Source organism: Bradyrhizobium sp. Ghvi (assembly GCF_900115265.1).
Classification (GTDB): Bacteria; Pseudomonadota; Alphaproteobacteria; order Rhizobiales; family Xanthobacteraceae; genus Bradyrhizobium.
Genome location: NZ_FOVU01000005.1, coordinates 430,044 through 446,134 on the forward strand (window position 1 = coordinate 430,044; position 16,091 = coordinate 446,134).

The following is a 16,091-nucleotide window of genomic DNA, read 5'->3' on the forward strand; positions in this document are numbered from 1 at the left end:
TCCGGGACTCAACAAGATGTGGACACCTACTCGTCCTGCTTGGTCGCCCAGTAGAGCATGACCATGTTGTCTGCACGCTGGGTCAGCTTCACCTTCTTCGACACGCCCCAGGCGAGGGCCTGCTGGTGCAGTGGGACATAGGCCCAATCCTTCATCGAGAGCTCGAAGGCCTGCTTGATCAGCTGATCGCGCTTGACCGTATCAGATTCCACCAGAACCTTGTCGGCGAGCTCGTCGAACTGCTTGTTGCAATAGCCGGCGAGGTTGGCTTCGCCGCGGTTGGGATCCTTGGGATCGTCCCGACAGCCCATGATGTCGTGCAGCACGTTGTGGGAATCGAGCGTATCCGGGGTCCAGCCCAGCATGAACAGCGAGGTCTTGTAGCCGCCGGGCTTCAGCACCTTGGCGAAATACTGGGCCTTGGGTTGCGCCAGCAGGTCCACCTTGATGTTGATGCGGGCGAGCATGCCGACGATGGCCTGACAGATCGCGGCGTCATTGACGTAGCGGTCGTTCGGGCAATCCATCGTCACCTCGAAGCCGTCCGCATAGCCGGCATCCGCGAGGAGCTTCTTGGCGGCATCGGGGTCGAACTTCGGCCGGGTGAAGTCCTTCGAGAGCGAAAATATCTCCGGTGCGACCATCAATGCGGACGGCGTGGACAGCCCGCGCATGACGCGATTCTTGATCAAGTCGACGTCGATCGCCCGGTAGACGGCTTCGCGGACGCGAACGTCCTTGAACGGGTTCTTGCCCTTGACGTTGGAGTACAAGAGCTCGTCGCGCGCCTGGTCCATGCCGACGAAGATGGTGCGGAGCTCAGGCCCTGTCAGCACGGTGGCATTGGGGCTCGCTTTGACACGCTCGATGTCTTGGACCGGAACCGGCTCGATCACGTCGACCTCGCCTGACAATAGCGCCGCAACACGCGTGGCGGGGTTGGCGATCGGCGTGAAGATGATCTCCTTCAGATTGTGCTCTGGCTTGCCCCACCAGTTCGGGTTGGCCTTGAAGACGGTCTTCACGCCGGGCTGATGGCTCTCGATGGTGAAAGGGCCGGTGCCGTTTTCATGAAGCGAGGCGTAACTCGGAGTCGTGGCGGCGGCCGGGGTGGGTGCCACCGCGTCGTTCGCCTCTGCCCATTTCTTGTCCATGATGTACCAGGTCGCCCACAGCGCCGTCAGGATGGGATTGGGCGAGGTCAGGATGAAATCGACGGTGTAGTCGTCGACCTTGACGACCTTGGCGTCAGCAGGCAGGCGGCTGAGGAAATTCGAGCCTTTTGCCCGCACGCGCTCGGCCGAGAACACCACGTCGTCAGCGGTGAAAGGATCGCCGTTGTGGAATTTCACGCCCTTGCGCAGGTGAAAGCGCCAGCGCGTCGGCTCCGGCGTCTCCCAGCTTTCGGCGAGCGCCGGGATGATCTTCAGGTCCTTGCCGCGGGCAACCAGGCCCTCATAGACGTGCCCGAGATGCGCACTGGTGGTCGATTCATTCAGTGTGTAGGGATCGAGCGACTTCAGCTCACCCTGGTTGGCGTAGCGCAGCGTCTGGCTCGACGCCGGCGAAACTGCCAACGTAAGCACACCGGCGAGCGTCGCCGCAAATAAACTTCGTCCGACTGACATTCTTGACCCTCTCCACTCGCCCGCGCCGTGATTTTTGATTGTTCGGTGGGGCTGATCGATCCATGTTGCCCAGAGTTCTCGACCCGTGCAAGCGCCATTCCAGCAAGGAACGCGCCAAGTTGCACCGCTGTGCAGCAATGCTGACCGTGCGGCCCCGCATGGAGCACCGCCATTTTCGACCTTGGTTGACCATATCAGCCGATTGCCGGATGGGCCATGGCGGCGCCCGCATCAGGTCGCTTGCGTCGCACCACAACTCGCGGCGATACTGCCACCAGGCCGCTCGAATCTCGTCTGGAGGGGATATGAAAGTTAATATCGAAATCGACTGCACCCCCCTCGAAGCCCGCCAATTCTTCGGGTTGCCTGATGTGGCGCCGATGCAAACCGCGGTGATGGACAAGCTCCAGCAGCAGGTCCTGAGCAACATCGAGAAGGTCTCGCCGGAATCGCTGATCCAGAGCTGGTTCACCTTCGATCCCAAGATCGCGGAGCGGTTTCAGGACATGTTCGTGACCATGGCCGGTCTCGGCAGCCCGCGCGGCGGCGACAAGAAGAAGTAATGCCTGATACGCGCGACGGGGTGCCGGGCCCGGGTCGGCTTCGTCCGCCGGGCCTCGGCCTGTTGCTCGCGGAGACACGCGCTCTGTTCGAATTCAACGCCAGCCTCCTGCTGTCGCCGCTCCTGATGCGTGCACCCAGGGGCGATGGCCATCCGGTGCTGGCGCTGCCTGGATTTCTCGCCAGCGATCTCTCGATGGCGCCGATGCGGCGCTATCTCGGTGAGCTCGGCTATGAGACCCATGCCTGGCGGATGGGCCGCAATCTCGGTGGACTGGCGCGGATGCGCGAAGGTCTGCGCGCCCGCCTCGCCGAAATCCACGGCGCAAGCCGACGAAAAGTCAGTCTGGTCGGATGGAGTCTCGGCGGCGTCTACGCTCGCGATCTCGCGCTCCAGGCGCCCGACATGGTCCGCTACGTCATCACGCTCGGTAGTCCGTTTGCCAACGACGTGCGGGCGACCAATGCGACGGCACTCTACGAGGCGTTCTCCGGCGAGCGGGTCGAGGATTTCGCCGAACTGCGCGAGGCGATCGCCGGCGAACTTCCGGTGCCGGCGACCTCGATCTATTCGCGCGGTGACGGTGTCGTGAACTGGCGGACTTGCCTGCTGCACCCGTCGGGCCGAGCGGAGAACATCGAGGTGTATCTCGCGAGCCATGTCGGGCTCGGCGTCAACCCTGCAGCGTTGTGGGCCGTGGCGGACCGCCTGGCCCAACCGGAAGGGGAGTTCTGGCCATTTGATCGGGCAGGGCCGTTTGCCATTGCATATGCCCCGCCAGAGCGGGCAGTATCGGTCTGACGAGCAGCGCCGTCCAAGAGCGCCCGTCAAATTGTTCGGGAGGGAACTATGGCTGACGGTAAGAAGCTGTCGTCGCTGGACGCATCGTTTTTGTATCTGGAAACGCCTGAGATGCCGATGCACGTCGGCAGCATGGCGATCTTTCGCCTGCCCGACGACTACAAGGGCGATTTCTTCGAAGACTTCAAGGCGATGATCGTCTCGCGGCTGCATATCGCGCCGATCCTCAAGGCGCGGCTGGAGAAGGCGCCGCTCGATATCGATCATCCGAGCTGGGTCGAGGACGATCAATTCGACATCGACCGTCACATCTTCCGCGCCAGCCTGCCGCAGCCGCGCGACCGTGCCACGCTCGAGCGCATCGTCGGCTGGATGCACGCAAAACTCCTGAATCGCGCCCGCCCGCTGTGGGAGTTCTACGTGTTCGAGGGCATGAAGGACAACGAGGTCGGGCTCTATTCCAAGATGCACCACGCCGCCATCGATGGCGGCGCCGGTGCGGCGCTGACCAACATGATCTACGATATCTCGCCGATCCCGCGGAAGGTCGAGCCGCCGACGGGCGGATCGAAGCCTGGCCAGGAGCCGCGCGACATCGCCGCGAACCTGCTCGATTCCTATCAGCAGCTGTTCAGCCAGCCGCTCGATGCCTCGGCGGCCGCGAAAAACCTGCAACTGCCGCGCACCGGCAAGAGCGACATCGGCTCGATCCTGTTCGACAATGCAATGTACCAGATCGAGAGCGCGGTGCGCTTTGCCGGCAATATCCCGACCGTGCTCAAGAGCGTGTCCGACGTGCTCGGCAAGATCGCCGATCCCAAATCGCGCGAGAGCCTCGCGAGCATGGTGTCGCCGCCGACCATGCTCAACAAGACGATTTCATCGGAGCGGAGCTTTGCCGGTGTGTCGATCTCGCTCTCGCGGGCCAAGGCGCTAGCCAAGCAGGCCGGCGGCAAGCTCAACGACGTCGTGCTGGCGCTCGCCTCGGGCGTCGTCCGCCGCTATCTTCAGCAATATGGCACGTTGCCGGCGAAATCCCTGACCGCCGCCGTGCCGATCTCGCTGCGCGAGGAGGGCAACACCGAGGCCAACAACCAGGTGTTCGGCATGATCTGCTCGATCGCGACCAACGTCGAGGATCCTAAGGCGCGACTGGAGGCGATCATTGCGCAATCGACCAAGTCTAAGGAGATGTCGCATCCGCTTCGCGCCCTGATGCCTCAGGTCTCCAACATTTCGATGCTGGGCGCGCCCATCATGGTGCAGATCCTGGCGCTGCTCTACAGCCGCTCCAACCTGTCGGACGTGCTGCCGCCGGCAGCGAACATCACGGTGTCCAACGTGCCGGGGCCGCGGCAGACGCTGTACGCTGCCGGCGCCGAGCTTTTGCACATCTTTCCGGTGTCGATCTCGACGCACGGGCAGGCGCTCAACATCACCGTGCAGAGCTACCGCGACCAGCTCGACTTCGGCTTCATCGTCGGCGCCAACATCATTCCGCACGTGCAGGTGATGTGCGACATGCTGCCGGAGGAATTTGCCGCGCTCGAAGCGGCCTATGCGCCGCCGGCGACGGACATCAAAGGCGCGGCTGAATAGCAAGCTTTGTCAGGATCATCGCAATGATTGAAATGCCGCCGCTTCAGTTCGCGACGACGAACGGAATCCGCATGGGCTATTACGAAGCGGGCCCAGTCACGGACCAGCCGCCGATCGTGCTGTGCCATGGCTGGCCCGAGCTCGCCTTCTCCTGGCGCCACCAGATCAAGGCGCTGAGCGAGGCGGGCATCCGCGTGATCGCGCCGGACCAGCGTGGCTATGGCGCGACCGACCGGCCTGAACCGGTCGAGGCCTATGACATGGAGCACTTGACAGGTGATCTCGTCGGGCTGCTCGACCATCTCAACATCGAGAAGGCGATCTTCGTCGGCCATGATTGGGGCGGCTTCGTCGTCTGGCAAATGCCGTTGCGGCATCCCTCGCGCGTTGCCGGCGTGGTCGGTGTCAACACGCCGCATTGGGACCGCGCGCCGATGGATCCGATTGCGCTGTTTCGCCAGCGCTTTGGCGACCAGATGTACATCGTCCAGTTCCAGGATCCCGCGCGCGAGCCGGACAGGATTTTTGGCAGCCGCGTCGAGCAGACCTTTGATGCCTTTATGCGCAAGCCGCTGCCGCGGCCGGCGGTGAAATCGGAGGAGGCGCCGATCGCGGGCGTCGGCGCGTCGTCCAAGACCAACCTGGCATTCCCGCAGATGATCGCTGCTTATGACGCCAAGGTCGATCCGCGCACGCCGATCCTGTCGGCAGACGAGAAGAAGGTGTTCGTCGATACTTTCATGAAGACCGGCTTCACCGGCGGGATCAACTGGTATCGCAATTTCACCCGCAATTGGGAGCGCTCGAAGGGGCTGGATCACCACATCGCCGTGCCCTCGCTGATGATCATGGCCGAGAATGACGCGGTGCTGCCGCCGTCGGCGGCCGACGGCATGGAGAAACTGGTATCCGACCTCGAGAAGTATCTGGTGAAGGACAGCGGCCATTGGACGCAGCAGGAGAAGCCGGAAGAGGTCAGCGCCATCTTGATCGAATGGCGTAGAAGACGGTTTGGGTGACGCCGCAGTCGTCGATGTGTGAGTTTCAGACGTCGTTCCGGGATGGTCCGAAGGACCAGACCCGGAATCTCGAGATTCTGGGTTCGATGCTGCGCATCACCCCGGAATGACGTGATCAGGGGGAAACGCTTTTAATGTCATCGAAGAACCGTCTGGATCCGATTCCGCATCCGCCGACCAAGCCAATCGTCGGCAACATGCTATCGCTGGACGCGGCAGCACCGGTGCAGCACCTGACGCGGCTTGCGAAGGAGCTGGGTCCGATCTTCTGGCTTGACATGATGGGCTCGCCGATCGTCGTCGTCTCCGGCCATGACCTGGTCGACGAGCTCTCCGACGAGAAGCGTTTCGACAAGACGGTGCGCGGCGCGTTGCGGCGGGTGCGCGCGGTCGGCGGTGATGGCCTGTTCACCGCTGATACCAAGGAGCCGAACTGGAGCAAGGCGCACAACATCCTGCTCCAGCCCTTCGGAAACCGCGCCATGCAATCCTATCATCCGAGCATGGTCGATATCGCCGAGCAGCTCGTCCAGAAATGGGAGCGTCTGAACGCCGACGACGAGATCGACGTCGTCCACGATATGACCGCGCTGACGCTGGACACGATCGGCCTGTGCGGCTTCGACTACCGCTTCAACTCGTTCTACCGGCGCGACTACCATCCCTTCGTCGAGTCGCTGGTGCGCTCGCTCGAGACCATCATGATGACGCGCGGTCTGCCGTTCGAGCAGCTCTGGATGCAGAAGCGGCGGAAGACGCTTGTCGAGGACGTCGCCTTCATGAACAAGATGGTCGACGAGATCATCGCCGAGCGCCGCAAGAGCGCCGAAGGGATCGACGACAAGAAGGACATGCTCGCGGCGATGATGACCGGCGTCGACCGCTCGACCGGCGAGCAACTCGATGACGTCAATATCCGCTACCAGATCAACACCTTCCTGATCGCGGGGCACGAGACCACCAGCGGCCTTTTGTCCTACACGCTCTATGCGCTGTTGAAGCATCCCGACATTCTCAAGAAGGCCTATGACGAGGTCGATCGCGTCTTCGGCCCCGACGTCAATGCGAGGCCGACGTACCAGCAGGTGACGCAGCTCGCCTACATCACGCAGATCCTGAAAGAGGCGCTGCGGCTGTGGCCGCCGGCGCCGGCCTATGGCATCTCGCCGCTCAGCGACGAGACCATCGGCGGCGGCAAGTACAAGCTCCGGAAGGGCACCTTCACCACGATTCTGGTGACCGCGCTGCATCGCGATGCCAGCGTCTGGGGACCAAATCCCGATGCGTTCGATCCCGAGAATTTCAGCAAGGAAGCCGAGGCCAAGCGGCCGATCAATGCCTGGAAGCCGTTCGGCAATGGCCAGCGCGCCTGCATCGGCCGCGGCTTCGCCATGCACGAAGCTGCGCTCGCGCTAGGCATGATCCTGCAGCGCTTCAAGCTGATCGACCATCAGCGCTACCAGATGCACCTGAAGGAAACGCTGACGATGAAGCCGGAAGGCTTCAAGATCAAGGTGCGTCCGCGCGCCGACCGCGAGCGCGGTGCTTATGGCGGCGCTGTTGCGGCCGCGTTGTCTGCGCCGAGAGCGCCGCGCAAGCCGACCACGCGGCCCGGCCACAACACGCCGATGCTGGTTCTTTACGGCTCCAACCTTGGCACGGCCGAGGAACTGGCGACGCGGATGGCCGATCTCGCGGAGATCAACGGCTTTGCCGTGAATCTCGGCCCGCTTGACGACTACGTCGGTAAGCTGCCGCAGGAAGGCGGCGTGTTGATCATCTGCGCCTCCTATAACGGCGCGCCGCCCGACAATGCGACGCAGTTCGTGAAATGGCTCGGCGGTGATTTGCCGAAAGATGCCTTCGCCAACGTGCGCTACGCCGTGTTCGGCTGCGGCAACAGCGACTGGGCTGCGACCTATCAATCGGTGCCGCGCTTCATCGATGAGCAATTGTCCAAGCACGGCGGACGCGCGGTCTATCCGCGCGGCGAGGGCGACGCGCGCAGCGATCTCGACGGCCAGTTCCAGAAGTGGTTCCCGGCGGCCGCGCAGGTTGCGACCAAGGAATTCGGCATCGACTGGAATTTCACCCGCACCGCCGAGGACGATCCGCTTTATGCAATCGAGCCGGTCGCGGTGACCGCCGTCAACACCATTGTGGCGCAGGGTGGCGCTGTGGCGATGAAGGTGCTCGCCAATGACGAGCTTCAGAACAAGAGCGGGGCCAATCCATCGGAGCGCTCGACGCGTCATATCGAGGTGCAACTGCCGACCAACGTCAGCTATCGCGTCGGCGATCACCTGAGCGTCGTTCCGCGCAACGATCCGACGCTGGTGGATTCCGTCGCCCGCCGCTTCGGCTTCCTGCCGGCTGATCAGATCCGGCTGCAAGTTGCCGAGGGGCGCCGCGCGCAATTGCCGGTCGGCGAGGCGGTATCGGTTGGACGTCTGCTCAGCGAGTTCGTCGAGCTGCAGCAGGTTGCGACGCGCAAGCAGATCCAGATCATGGCGGAACATACCCGCTGCCCGGTTACCAAGCCGAAGCTTTTGGCCTTTGTCGGCGACGAGGCAGAGCCGCTGGAGCGCTATCGCAGCGAGATTCTGGCCAGGCGCAAATCGGTGTTCGACCTGCTGCTCGAATATCCCGCCTCCGAATTGCCGTTCCATGCCTATTTGGAAATGCTCTCGCTACTGGCGCCGCGGTACTACTCGATCTCGTCCTCGCCGTCGGTGGATCCAACGCGCTGCAGCGTCACGGTAGGCGTGGTCGAAGGACCGGCTGCTTCTGGACGCGGCATCTACAAAGGCATCTGCTCGAATTATCTCGCCAATCGGCGCATGGGCGATACGGTTTATGCTACGGTGCGCGAAACCAAGGCTGGCTTCCGGCTGCCGGACGATCCCTCTGTGCCGATCATCATGATCGGCCCGGGCACCGGTCTCGCGCCGTTTCGCGGCTTCCTCCAGGAGCGTGCCGCGCGCAAGGCGAAGGGCGCCAGCCTCGGACCATCCATGCTGTTTTTCGGCTGCCGCCATCCCGACCAGGATTTCCTCTACGCGGATGAGCTGAAGGCGCTCGCCGAAAGTGGCATCACCGAGCTCTTCACCGCGTTCTCTCGCGCGGATGGCCCGAAGACCTACGTCCAGCACATCCTTGCGGCACAGAAGGACAGGGTCTGGCCGCTGATCGAGCAGGGCGCAATCATTTATGTCTGCGGCGACGGCAGCAAGATGGAGCCCGACGTGAAGGCCGCGCTCGTTGCGATCTACCGCGAAAAGAGCGGCAACGACGCGGCTGCAGGCGCGCGCTGGATCGAAGACATGGGCACGAAGAACCGTTATGTGCTCGACGTCTGGGCGGGCGGATAGATACACCGTAGGGTGGATTAGCGGAGCGTAAACCACCACTTCTGCTCCCGCGGAAATTAGAGAGGTGGGGTTACGCCTTCGCTAGCCCACCCTACGATTTCCGATCGTGCTAAAGCACTCCCATGATTCCCTGGGAAAAGCTCGACACCGCCAAAATCCCCGGCTCCGACGAGGAGCTTCGCCTGATGCGGCGGGGCAAGGAGTTTTCGATCAAGCTCGGCACCAATGAGCTGATGAATAACCGCCTGTCGGGCTCGGAAGCAGCGCTCGCGACGCTTGCGGCGAAGCAGATCGAGAGGGTCCCAAAGCCCGTCGTTCTCATCGGTGGGTTGGGTATGGGCTTTACCCTGCGCGCGGCGCTTGGCGTGCTCGGAGCCAAAGCGAAGATTGTCGTCTCCGAGCTCGTGCCTGCCGTAGTGACCTGGGCGCGCGGCCCGATGGCGGAGGTGTTCGGCGACAGTCTTGATGACCCCAGGGTGAGTGTCCGCGAAGTCGATGTCGGCGAAATCATTCGGGCGAAGAACTCGGCGTTCGACGCCATTCTGCTCGACGTCGATAACGGACCGGAAGGGCTGACCCGGAAGGGCAATGATGCGCTCTATAGTGCGGGCGGATTGACGCCGGCCAAGGCGGCACTGCGGCCGGGCGGCGTGCTGGCTGTCTGGTCGTCGGGACCGAACCCCGCTTTCACCAAGCGTCTCGGTCGAGCCGGCTTCGATGTCAACGAAGTCAATGTGCGCGCCACCGGCAGAGGCGGCGGAGCGCGTCACGTGATCTGGATCGCGAAAAAAGCTTAAGCCGCCTGCGCCGCCGCCCCATGTGCGTGCTTGTCGATGGCGCCGATGATCTCCGGCCAGAACCGCATTGGCAGCGCATGACCCATGCCCTCGATCATCAGCAGCTTCGCACCCGGAATCGATGCGGCAGTGTCCTTGCCACCGTCGGGATGGACCAGCGGGTCGACCGTGCCGTGTATCACGAGCGTTGGCGTCTTGATGGCGTGCAGGCGCTCCTTGCGGCTACCGGAGGCGAGCACGGCGCGGAGCTGCCGGCCGACCCCGGCCGGATTGAGCCCGCGGGCGAAAACGCGTTCGGCGCGGCCCGGATCGAGCGCTTCTTCCTCCGGGAAGGAGCCGACGCGCAAGATCTTCCAGGTCTGGCCGAAGCGGGCGATGAACTCCTCCTTGCTGCGTGGCGGTGGCGCCATCAGCATGGCGGCGGCCTCACGCGTAGGCGGCGGCACGCGCGGATTGCCTGTGGTCGACATGATCGAGGTCAGCGAGCGCACGCGCTGGGGAAACGACAATGTCACCTCCTGCGCGATCATGCCGCCCATGGAGGCGCCGACCAGATGGGCTGACTTGATGCCGAGCGCATCCATCAGGCCGATCGTATCCCTGGCCATGTCGATCAGCTTGTAGGTTGCGGTCACGGGAATTCTGAGGAAGCGCAGCTTGAGCAGCTCGAGCGGCGTCAGCCGCTTGCCACCGGTGAGATGGCTCGACTTGCCGATATCGCGATTGTCGAAACGGATCACGCGAAAGCCGCGTGCGGCGAGCTGCTCGCAGAATGCATCGTCCCAATGGATCATCTGCGCCCCGAGCCCCATGATCAGCAGCAGGGGCTCGGCGTTTTCATTGCCAAAAATCTCGTAGCAGATGTCGATGCCGTTGGCGCGGACGGTCCGGGGCGGCTGATGGGCGGAGGCGTTCACCGGTGTGTTCCTTTGGCTTCCAGGTCGGAATTGTATCGCATGGTTTTGCCGCCGCAAAGAAGCCGTGCGCGTGACATCAACCTGTCGCTTAGCCGTTGACCGGCCCGTCGCAACGGTGTGGTATGGCGACAAAAGAGGGGCAAGAAGCCCCCGTGACCTGGAGGATGCCGATGACCGACAAGATCACCGACCCTGTCGCCCTGTGGCAGAAGATGGTCGGCGAGATGGAGAAGGGCTTCAACTCGTTCGCCACCAAGGCGATGGAGACCCCCGAATTCTCGCAGGCCATGAACCGGGCCGGCGGCGCTGCTGCGGGCGCTCAGAAGCAGTTCGGCGATCTTATGGAGAAGTATCTGCTCTCGATGAATTTGCCGAGCCGCGAGCAGATGACCGGCATCGCCGAGCGGCTGCAGTCGATCGAAGGGCAACTCGGCGAGATCAGGTCGATGCTGAACCAGATGTCGGCGGCATCAGGCGGATCGCCCATCGATGCCGCACCGCGGCCGCCGCGTACAAAACGTCCGCCGTCGGAAGGCGGAGGGCACAAATGAATGCGCTGACGGGCCTTGATCTCGCAGCAATCCCGGACCGCATCCAGGCCGAGGTGCAGCGTGCGATCCAGCGCAGCATCAAGGGCGTCGAATATTTCTCGACCTCCGGTCCGATGCTCGGATCGACTCCGAAGGACGTGCTGCATTCGCGCGGCACGATGAGCCTCTATCACTATCGGCCGATGTCCGACGAGATCTATCGGGTGCCGGTGCTGATCGTGATGGCGACCACAAATCGCGGCTACATCCTCGACCTCGTGCCGGGCCAGAGCTTCATCGAGTTCCTGCTGAAGCACGGCTACGACGTCTACATGCTCGACTGGAGCGCGCCGCGGCCGGAGGAGAAGAGCCTGCGAATGGAGGATTATGTCCTCGACTTCATCCCGGATTGCGTCCGCCGCGTGCAGGCCGATTCCGGCGAGCAGGATGTCTCCGTCATCGGCTATTGCTTCGGCGGCGTGCTCTCGCTGCTCTATGGCTCGATCTTTCCGGACGGGCCGATGAAGAATTTGATCTGCTTCACCACGCCGATCGACTTTCGCGAGATGAAGCTGTTTTCGAATTTCTCCGATCGCCGCTATTTCGACGTCGACCGCCTTGTCGACAGCGTAGGTAACGTGCCGCCGGAGATGATCCTGTCCTCGTTCGAGATGCTGCGCCCGGCCTCGCGCGCGGTCAGCCAGATCCAGCTCTGGGAAAACATCTGGAACGACGAGTTTGTGAAATCGTATCGGATGTTCGACCGCTGGGCGACAGATACGCTGCCGCTGGCGGGCGAATATTTCCGCACCATCACCAAGGACCTGATGTGGGACAACAAGCTCTACAACGATACGATGTCGGTTGGCGGCCGTCCCGCAAAGCTCGAGAACATCAAGGTGCCGATCCTGCACGCGGTCGCCGAGCACGACCACATCGTCCCCTATGACGCGGCAAAGCACCTAATCGCCAAGATCGGCTCGGCGGACAAGGAAGAGGTGGTGCTGAAGGGCGGGCACGTCTCCCTCGTCGCCGGCGCCAATGCAATCAAGCGGCTTTGGCCGAAACTGGATTCCTGGCTGGGGACAAGATCAACATGAGTGAGCAGCGTTCCTATCCGCGTCACGTCAAGACGGATGCCGGCGATATCGAGATCCGCTTGATGTCGCCCCCCGACGAAGCCGCCGTATTGGCCTTCGGCAAGGCGCTGCCGACCCACGACCTGTTGTTCCTGCCGCGCAACATCAGCGAACCGAAGGTGCTGTCCGCCTGGGTCAAGGAGATCGAGCGCGGCGCCATCCAGAGCCTGCTCGCGGTGCAGGACGGTAAGGTCGTCGGCTGCGGCACCTTGGTGCGCGATCCGCATTCCTGGTCGCCCCATGTCGGCGAGATCCGGATGGTGGTCTCGTCCGGGGTGCGCGGGAAAGGGGTGGGGAAGGCGCTGTCGCAGGAGACCTTTGCGCTCGCGCTAGGGGCGGGGCTGGAGAAGCTTTCGGTGCAGATGACGGTCGACCAGCAGGCGGCGATCGCGCTGTTCGAGAGCCTCGGCTTCAAGGCCGAGGCGCTGCTGCGGGATCATGTCCGGGACGTCGACGGCAAGACCCACGACATTGTCGTACTTGGGCACAATGTCGCGCAGGTCCGGGCCCAGATGGAGGCCTATGGGCTGCCAGGCGCCGTCCGGCACTAAAAGACGCCGCGCCATCTTGCGATCAAGAACTGCAAATCAACCCCATGCACAGTAGGCGGCGGGGGCAGGGAGGCATCAGAATGCCTCCTATTAAGGCTGTTCACGATTTCGTGATATCGCGATGCAACATGAATATTGCATCGCACAATTAACTATGGCATATAAGCCGTGCCCCGGGCCATCGAGGACGGGGTGAGCCCATAGCTCAGACCAATGAGGATGGAGAGAACCCCATGACCACTGAAACCAATACCGCCTTCGAGGGCTTCAAAGACGCTTTCAAGAACATCCAGAATCTGGAAGTTCCCGAGGCTGCCCGCGAATTCGTCAAGAAGACCGCCAACACCGCCAAGGACCGTGCTGCCGAGGTGTTCGCTGGCTCCGAGCGCGTGACCGCCGCCGTCGAGAACGCAGTGACCGAGTCCGTCACTGAGGCCGGCAAGATCAGCCGCAACATCCAGCAGGCGATCTACGAGGACGCCGAGGCGTTCTTCTCGGGCATCGACAAGCTCGCGTCCGCCAAGTCGGTCAGCGAAGCCGTCGAGATCCAGTCGAGCCTGCTCCGCGCCCGCGGCGAAGTGTTCGTCTCGCGCGCCAAGGCGACCGCCGACTATCTCGGCAAGCTCGCCGCCAACGGTGCCAAGTCCGCTCAGGACAACTTTGCCAAGGTCTACAGCAAGACCGCCTGATTCCGGCGCGGCCTGAGACCAAACTGAAATTTGAGGCCCGCTTCGGCGGGCCTTTTGTTTTGGTTCTTGCGTTCCCCGGATGCGGTGCGACGCGCCGCTCCTGCGGCGTGGTGCACTGCTGATCCGGGGCCCATCGTTTGCTGGGTCCCGGCTCAGCGGCGCATCGCTTCGCGCTGCACCGCGTCCGGGACACGCAGAGATCGGCACGCTAAGTTCGTATCATGGCGATTCAATCCACCTTCTCTTTTGATAGCCCCGCCGATGCCGAACGCGCGGCCGAGCTGCGCCGCGTGAAAGCGTTGGCGACGCTGGTGCTGGCTTCGACGCTCGCCCTTTTCGTCCTGGCCAAATGGCTGCTGCCCGTGCATCCCGTGTTCGGGTTCATCGCCGCCTTCGCGGAGGCGGCGACCATCGGCGGGCTCGCCGACTGGTATGCCGTGGTTGCGCTGTTCAAGCGGCCGCTCGGCCTGCCGATCCCCCATACCGCGATCATCCAGAGCAACCAGGCCCGCATTGCCGACAAGCTCGGCGAGTTCATCCAGGTGCATTTCCTCGAGGCCGCCCCGGTCGAGGCCAAGCTGAGAGAGATCGATTTCGGCGCCTTCGTCTCCGACTGGCTGCGCGACCGCAAGCGTAGCGATGACCTTGCGCGCTTTGCGCTCCGTCTCTTGCCGGAGGCCGTCTCGGCGACCGAAAGCTCGGGCCTGATGAGTTTCATCATCCGCCGCATGTCCTCGCAGATTCAGGCGATCGACCTCGCGCCGCTCGCGGCCGGCACGCTGCGCGGCTTCGTGGCGGAGGGACGGCATCAAATCCTGTTCGACGACCTCCTGCGCGTGATGCACGAGACGCTGAACCAGAAAGAGACCATGGCGATGATCCGCGAGAAGGTGCGCGCGGAGTTGCCGACCCTGCTCAAGCTCTATCGCGCCGACAAGTTTCTGGTGAACAAGATCGTGGCGTCCGCCACCGCGTTTTTCAACGAAGTCCGGAGCGATCCCAAGCATCCTTTCCGCGGCGAGTTCGACCGCATGGTGCTGAGCTTCGTCGATCGGCTCGGCACCGATCAGGCCTATATCGATCGCATCGACGGCTTGAAGCGCGATCTGCTCGCGCGGCCGGAGCTTGGCGAACTCGCCCGCACCGTCTGGGCCAACACGCGCTCTTTCATCGAGCGCAGCGCGAGCGGCGAGACGCAGGTGCTGCAGCATCACCTCGCCGGCATGTTCGTCTCGGCGGGCGAAGCCCTCGCCGGCGATGCCGAGCTGCGCGGCGAGATCAACAAGGGCCTGGTGATGGTGCTGCGCAGCTTCGTCGCCGACCAGAAGAGCGGCGTCTCCACCTTCATCTCCGACCAGGTCAAGGCGTGGAATATGGCGCAGCTGATTTCGCTGATCGAAATCAACATCGGGCGCGACCTGCAATACATCCGCTTCAACGGCTCGCTGATCGGCGGCCTCGCGGGATTGGCACTCTACTCCGTAGAATTCCTGCTCCGATTGTTGTGACTTTTGCGTCACGACCGACAGCATTAACGCCGGGACCTATTGTCGCCGTGCGTCTCTCCCGCTTGAATGGGTGGAACCGGCCACCTAGCTGATTCATGTTGCGCTGCGGAACGATCAAGAAGCCGGCGTATTGGAATTCGTGCCCGTTTGCCGGCATCGCGGCCGGCGGGCTCTTCAGGAATTCTTCCCAAGGGGATCCATTGATGACCGCTACTGCCCAGACGCTGCGTCCGCCGTCCCGTACTCTGATGTTCCTGGAAGGGCGCGCGATCCACGAGTTCGGCGCATTCCTCGGCGCGCTGCCGCTGCTGAGCCTCGCACCCCGTGGCGACGGGCATCCGGTGCTGGTGTTGCCGGGTCTGGTGGCCTCCGATGCCTCCACGCGCGCACTGCGCAGCTTTCTGACCACAAAGGGCTACGCGGTGAGTGGCTGGCGCCAGGGCCGCAACTATGGCCTGCGCGACGGCGTGCAGCATGCGATGGTCGATCTGGTCGAGGAGCTCAACCACACACACGGTCGCAAGATCAGCCTGGTCGGCTGGAGCTTAGGTGGCCTCTACGCGCGCCAGCTCGCCAAGATGATGCCCGACCGCGTGCGCCAGGTGATCACGCTCGGCAGCCCCTTCGCGGGTAATCCCCGTTCGACCAATGCCTGGCGCGTCTATGAATGGGCGAGCGGGCGGAAGTCCGACGAGGTTGATCCGCAGTTCGGCGGCGAGCTCGCCGTCCCGCCGCCGGTGCCGACCACCGCGATCTTCAGCCGCACCGACGGCGTCTGCGCCTGGCAGGGCTGCATGGAGAAGAAGGGCGCGCAGACCGAGAGTATCGAGGTCGAGAGCAGCCATTGCGGCATGGGCCATCATCCCGCCGTGGTTTATGCCGTCGCCGACCGCCTCGCGCAAAAGGAAGGCCAGTGGCGACCCTTCGATCGCAGCGGCTGGCGCAGCCTGGCGTATCCCGATCCGCACAGGTAGCTTCTT

At 63.2% G+C, this 16,091-nt stretch carries 14 protein-coding genes; 12 read left to right on the forward strand and 2 right to left on the reverse strand.

The window, feature by feature from the left end; genetic code table 11:
- Window positions 1-26: 26 nt before the first annotated feature.
- Window positions 27-1,628, reverse strand: a complete 1,602-nt coding sequence (locus BM374_RS21270; protein WP_092295959.1) for an ABC transporter substrate-binding protein — start codon at window positions 1,626-1,628, stop codon at window positions 27-29.
- Between the two features lie 305 nt (window positions 1,629-1,933).
- Between BM374_RS21270 and BM374_RS21275 the strand changes: the two genes are divergently transcribed.
- The 6 genes from BM374_RS21275 (at window position 1,934) to BM374_RS21300 (ending at window position 9,777) form a co-directional block, all read left to right on the forward strand.
- Window positions 1,934-2,191: a DUF6489 family protein gene (locus BM374_RS21275; RefSeq protein ID WP_092295962.1), complete on the forward strand. Its 258-nt coding sequence runs from the start codon at window positions 1,934-1,936 to the stop codon at window positions 2,189-2,191.
- A complete protein-coding gene (locus tag BM374_RS21280; protein WP_092295966.1) occupies window positions 2,191-2,991 on the forward strand; it encodes an esterase/lipase family protein in 801 nt (266 codons plus the stop codon). Before BM374_RS21275 ends, BM374_RS21280 begins: the two co-directional genes overlap by 1 nt.
- Before the next feature lie 48 nt (window positions 2,992-3,039).
- A complete protein-coding gene (locus tag BM374_RS21285; protein WP_092295969.1) occupies window positions 3,040-4,590 on the forward strand; it encodes a WS/DGAT/MGAT family O-acyltransferase in 1,551 nt (516 codons plus the stop codon).
- A gap of 23 nt (window positions 4,591-4,613) precedes the next feature.
- On the forward strand, window positions 4,614-5,609 hold the full coding sequence (locus BM374_RS21290) for an alpha/beta fold hydrolase (protein ID WP_092295972.1): 996 nt from the start codon (window positions 4,614-4,616) through the stop codon (window positions 5,607-5,609).
- Window positions 5,610-5,743: 134 nt separating this feature from the next.
- The gene (locus BM374_RS21295) at window positions 5,744-8,980 is read left to right on the forward strand and encodes a bifunctional cytochrome P450/NADPH--P450 reductase (RefSeq protein ID WP_092295975.1); all 3,237 of its coding nucleotides are present in this window, start codon (window positions 5,744-5,746) and stop codon (window positions 8,978-8,980) included.
- A 122-nt stretch (window positions 8,981-9,102) separates the two neighbouring features.
- Entirely contained in the window at window positions 9,103-9,777 is a 675-nt protein-coding gene (locus BM374_RS21300) for a spermidine synthase family protein (RefSeq protein WP_092295978.1), read from the forward strand.
- Here BM374_RS21300 and BM374_RS21305 read toward each other — a convergent pair.
- The gene (locus BM374_RS21305) at window positions 9,774-10,694 is read right to left on the reverse strand and encodes an alpha/beta fold hydrolase (protein ID WP_092295981.1); all 921 of its coding nucleotides are present in this window, start codon (window positions 10,692-10,694) and stop codon (window positions 9,774-9,776) included. The genes BM374_RS21300 and BM374_RS21305 overlap by 4 nt on opposite strands.
- 170 nt (window positions 10,695-10,864) lie before the next feature.
- Here BM374_RS21305 and BM374_RS21310 point away from each other — a divergent pair, with 170 nt between their 5' ends.
- The 6 genes from BM374_RS21310 (at window position 10,865) to BM374_RS21335 (ending at window position 16,085) form a co-directional block, all read left to right on the forward strand.
- Window positions 10,865-11,245, forward strand: a complete 381-nt coding sequence (locus BM374_RS21310; RefSeq protein WP_092295984.1) for a hypothetical protein — start codon at window positions 10,865-10,867, stop codon at window positions 11,243-11,245.
- Window positions 11,242-12,324, forward strand: coding sequence for an alpha/beta fold hydrolase (locus tag BM374_RS21315; protein WP_092295987.1), 1,083 nt, complete (start codon window positions 11,242-11,244; stop codon window positions 12,322-12,324). Before BM374_RS21310 ends, BM374_RS21315 begins: the two co-directional genes overlap by 4 nt.
- On the forward strand, window positions 12,321-12,914 hold the full coding sequence (locus BM374_RS21320) for a GNAT family N-acetyltransferase (RefSeq protein WP_177248439.1): 594 nt from the start codon (window positions 12,321-12,323) through the stop codon (window positions 12,912-12,914). Before BM374_RS21315 ends, BM374_RS21320 begins: the two co-directional genes overlap by 4 nt.
- A gap of 233 nt (window positions 12,915-13,147) precedes the next feature.
- Window positions 13,148-13,603 (forward strand): phasin, encoded by a 456-nt coding sequence (locus BM374_RS21325; RefSeq protein ID WP_092295993.1) that lies wholly within the window; start codon window positions 13,148-13,150, stop codon window positions 13,601-13,603.
- 221 nt (window positions 13,604-13,824) lie between these two features.
- The gene (locus BM374_RS21330) at window positions 13,825-15,111 is read left to right on the forward strand and encodes a DUF445 domain-containing protein (protein WP_092295996.1); all 1,287 of its coding nucleotides are present in this window, start codon (window positions 13,825-13,827) and stop codon (window positions 15,109-15,111) included.
- Between the two features lie 203 nt (window positions 15,112-15,314).
- A complete protein-coding gene (locus BM374_RS21335; protein WP_177248440.1) occupies window positions 15,315-16,085 on the forward strand; it encodes an esterase/lipase family protein in 771 nt (256 codons plus the stop codon).
- Window positions 16,086-16,091: the final 6 nt, after the last annotated feature.

Bases quoted from the DNA above. Each gene is read 5' to 3' on its own strand.
- BM374_RS21270 (WP_092295959.1), bottom strand. From the start codon at position 1,628: ATGTCAGTCGGACGAAGTTTATTTGCGGCGACGCTCGCCGGTGTGCTT.
- BM374_RS21275 (WP_092295962.1), top strand. From the start codon at position 1,934: ATGAAAGTTAATATCGAAATCGACTGCACCCCCCTCGAAGCCCGCCAA.
- BM374_RS21280 (WP_092295966.1), top strand. From the start codon at position 2,191: ATGCCTGATACGCGCGACGGGGTGCCGGGCCCGGGTCGGCTTCGTCCG.
- BM374_RS21285 (WP_092295969.1), top strand. From the start codon at position 3,040: ATGGCTGACGGTAAGAAGCTGTCGTCGCTGGACGCATCGTTTTTGTAT.
- BM374_RS21290 (WP_092295972.1), top strand. From the start codon at position 4,614: ATGATTGAAATGCCGCCGCTTCAGTTCGCGACGACGAACGGAATCCGC.
- BM374_RS21295 (WP_092295975.1), top strand. From the start codon at position 5,744: ATGTCATCGAAGAACCGTCTGGATCCGATTCCGCATCCGCCGACCAAG.
- BM374_RS21300 (WP_092295978.1), top strand. From the start codon at position 9,103: ATGATTCCCTGGGAAAAGCTCGACACCGCCAAAATCCCCGGCTCCGAC.
- BM374_RS21310 (WP_092295984.1), top strand. From the start codon at position 10,865: ATGACCGACAAGATCACCGACCCTGTCGCCCTGTGGCAGAAGATGGTC.
- BM374_RS21315 (WP_092295987.1), top strand. From the start codon at position 11,242: ATGAATGCGCTGACGGGCCTTGATCTCGCAGCAATCCCGGACCGCATC.
- BM374_RS21320 (WP_177248439.1), top strand. From the start codon at position 12,321: ATGAGTGAGCAGCGTTCCTATCCGCGTCACGTCAAGACGGATGCCGGC.
- BM374_RS21325 (WP_092295993.1), top strand. From the start codon at position 13,148: ATGACCACTGAAACCAATACCGCCTTCGAGGGCTTCAAAGACGCTTTC.
- BM374_RS21330 (WP_092295996.1), top strand. From the start codon at position 13,825: ATGGCGATTCAATCCACCTTCTCTTTTGATAGCCCCGCCGATGCCGAA.
- BM374_RS21335 (WP_177248440.1), top strand. From the start codon at position 15,315: ATGACCGCTACTGCCCAGACGCTGCGTCCGCCGTCCCGTACTCTGATG.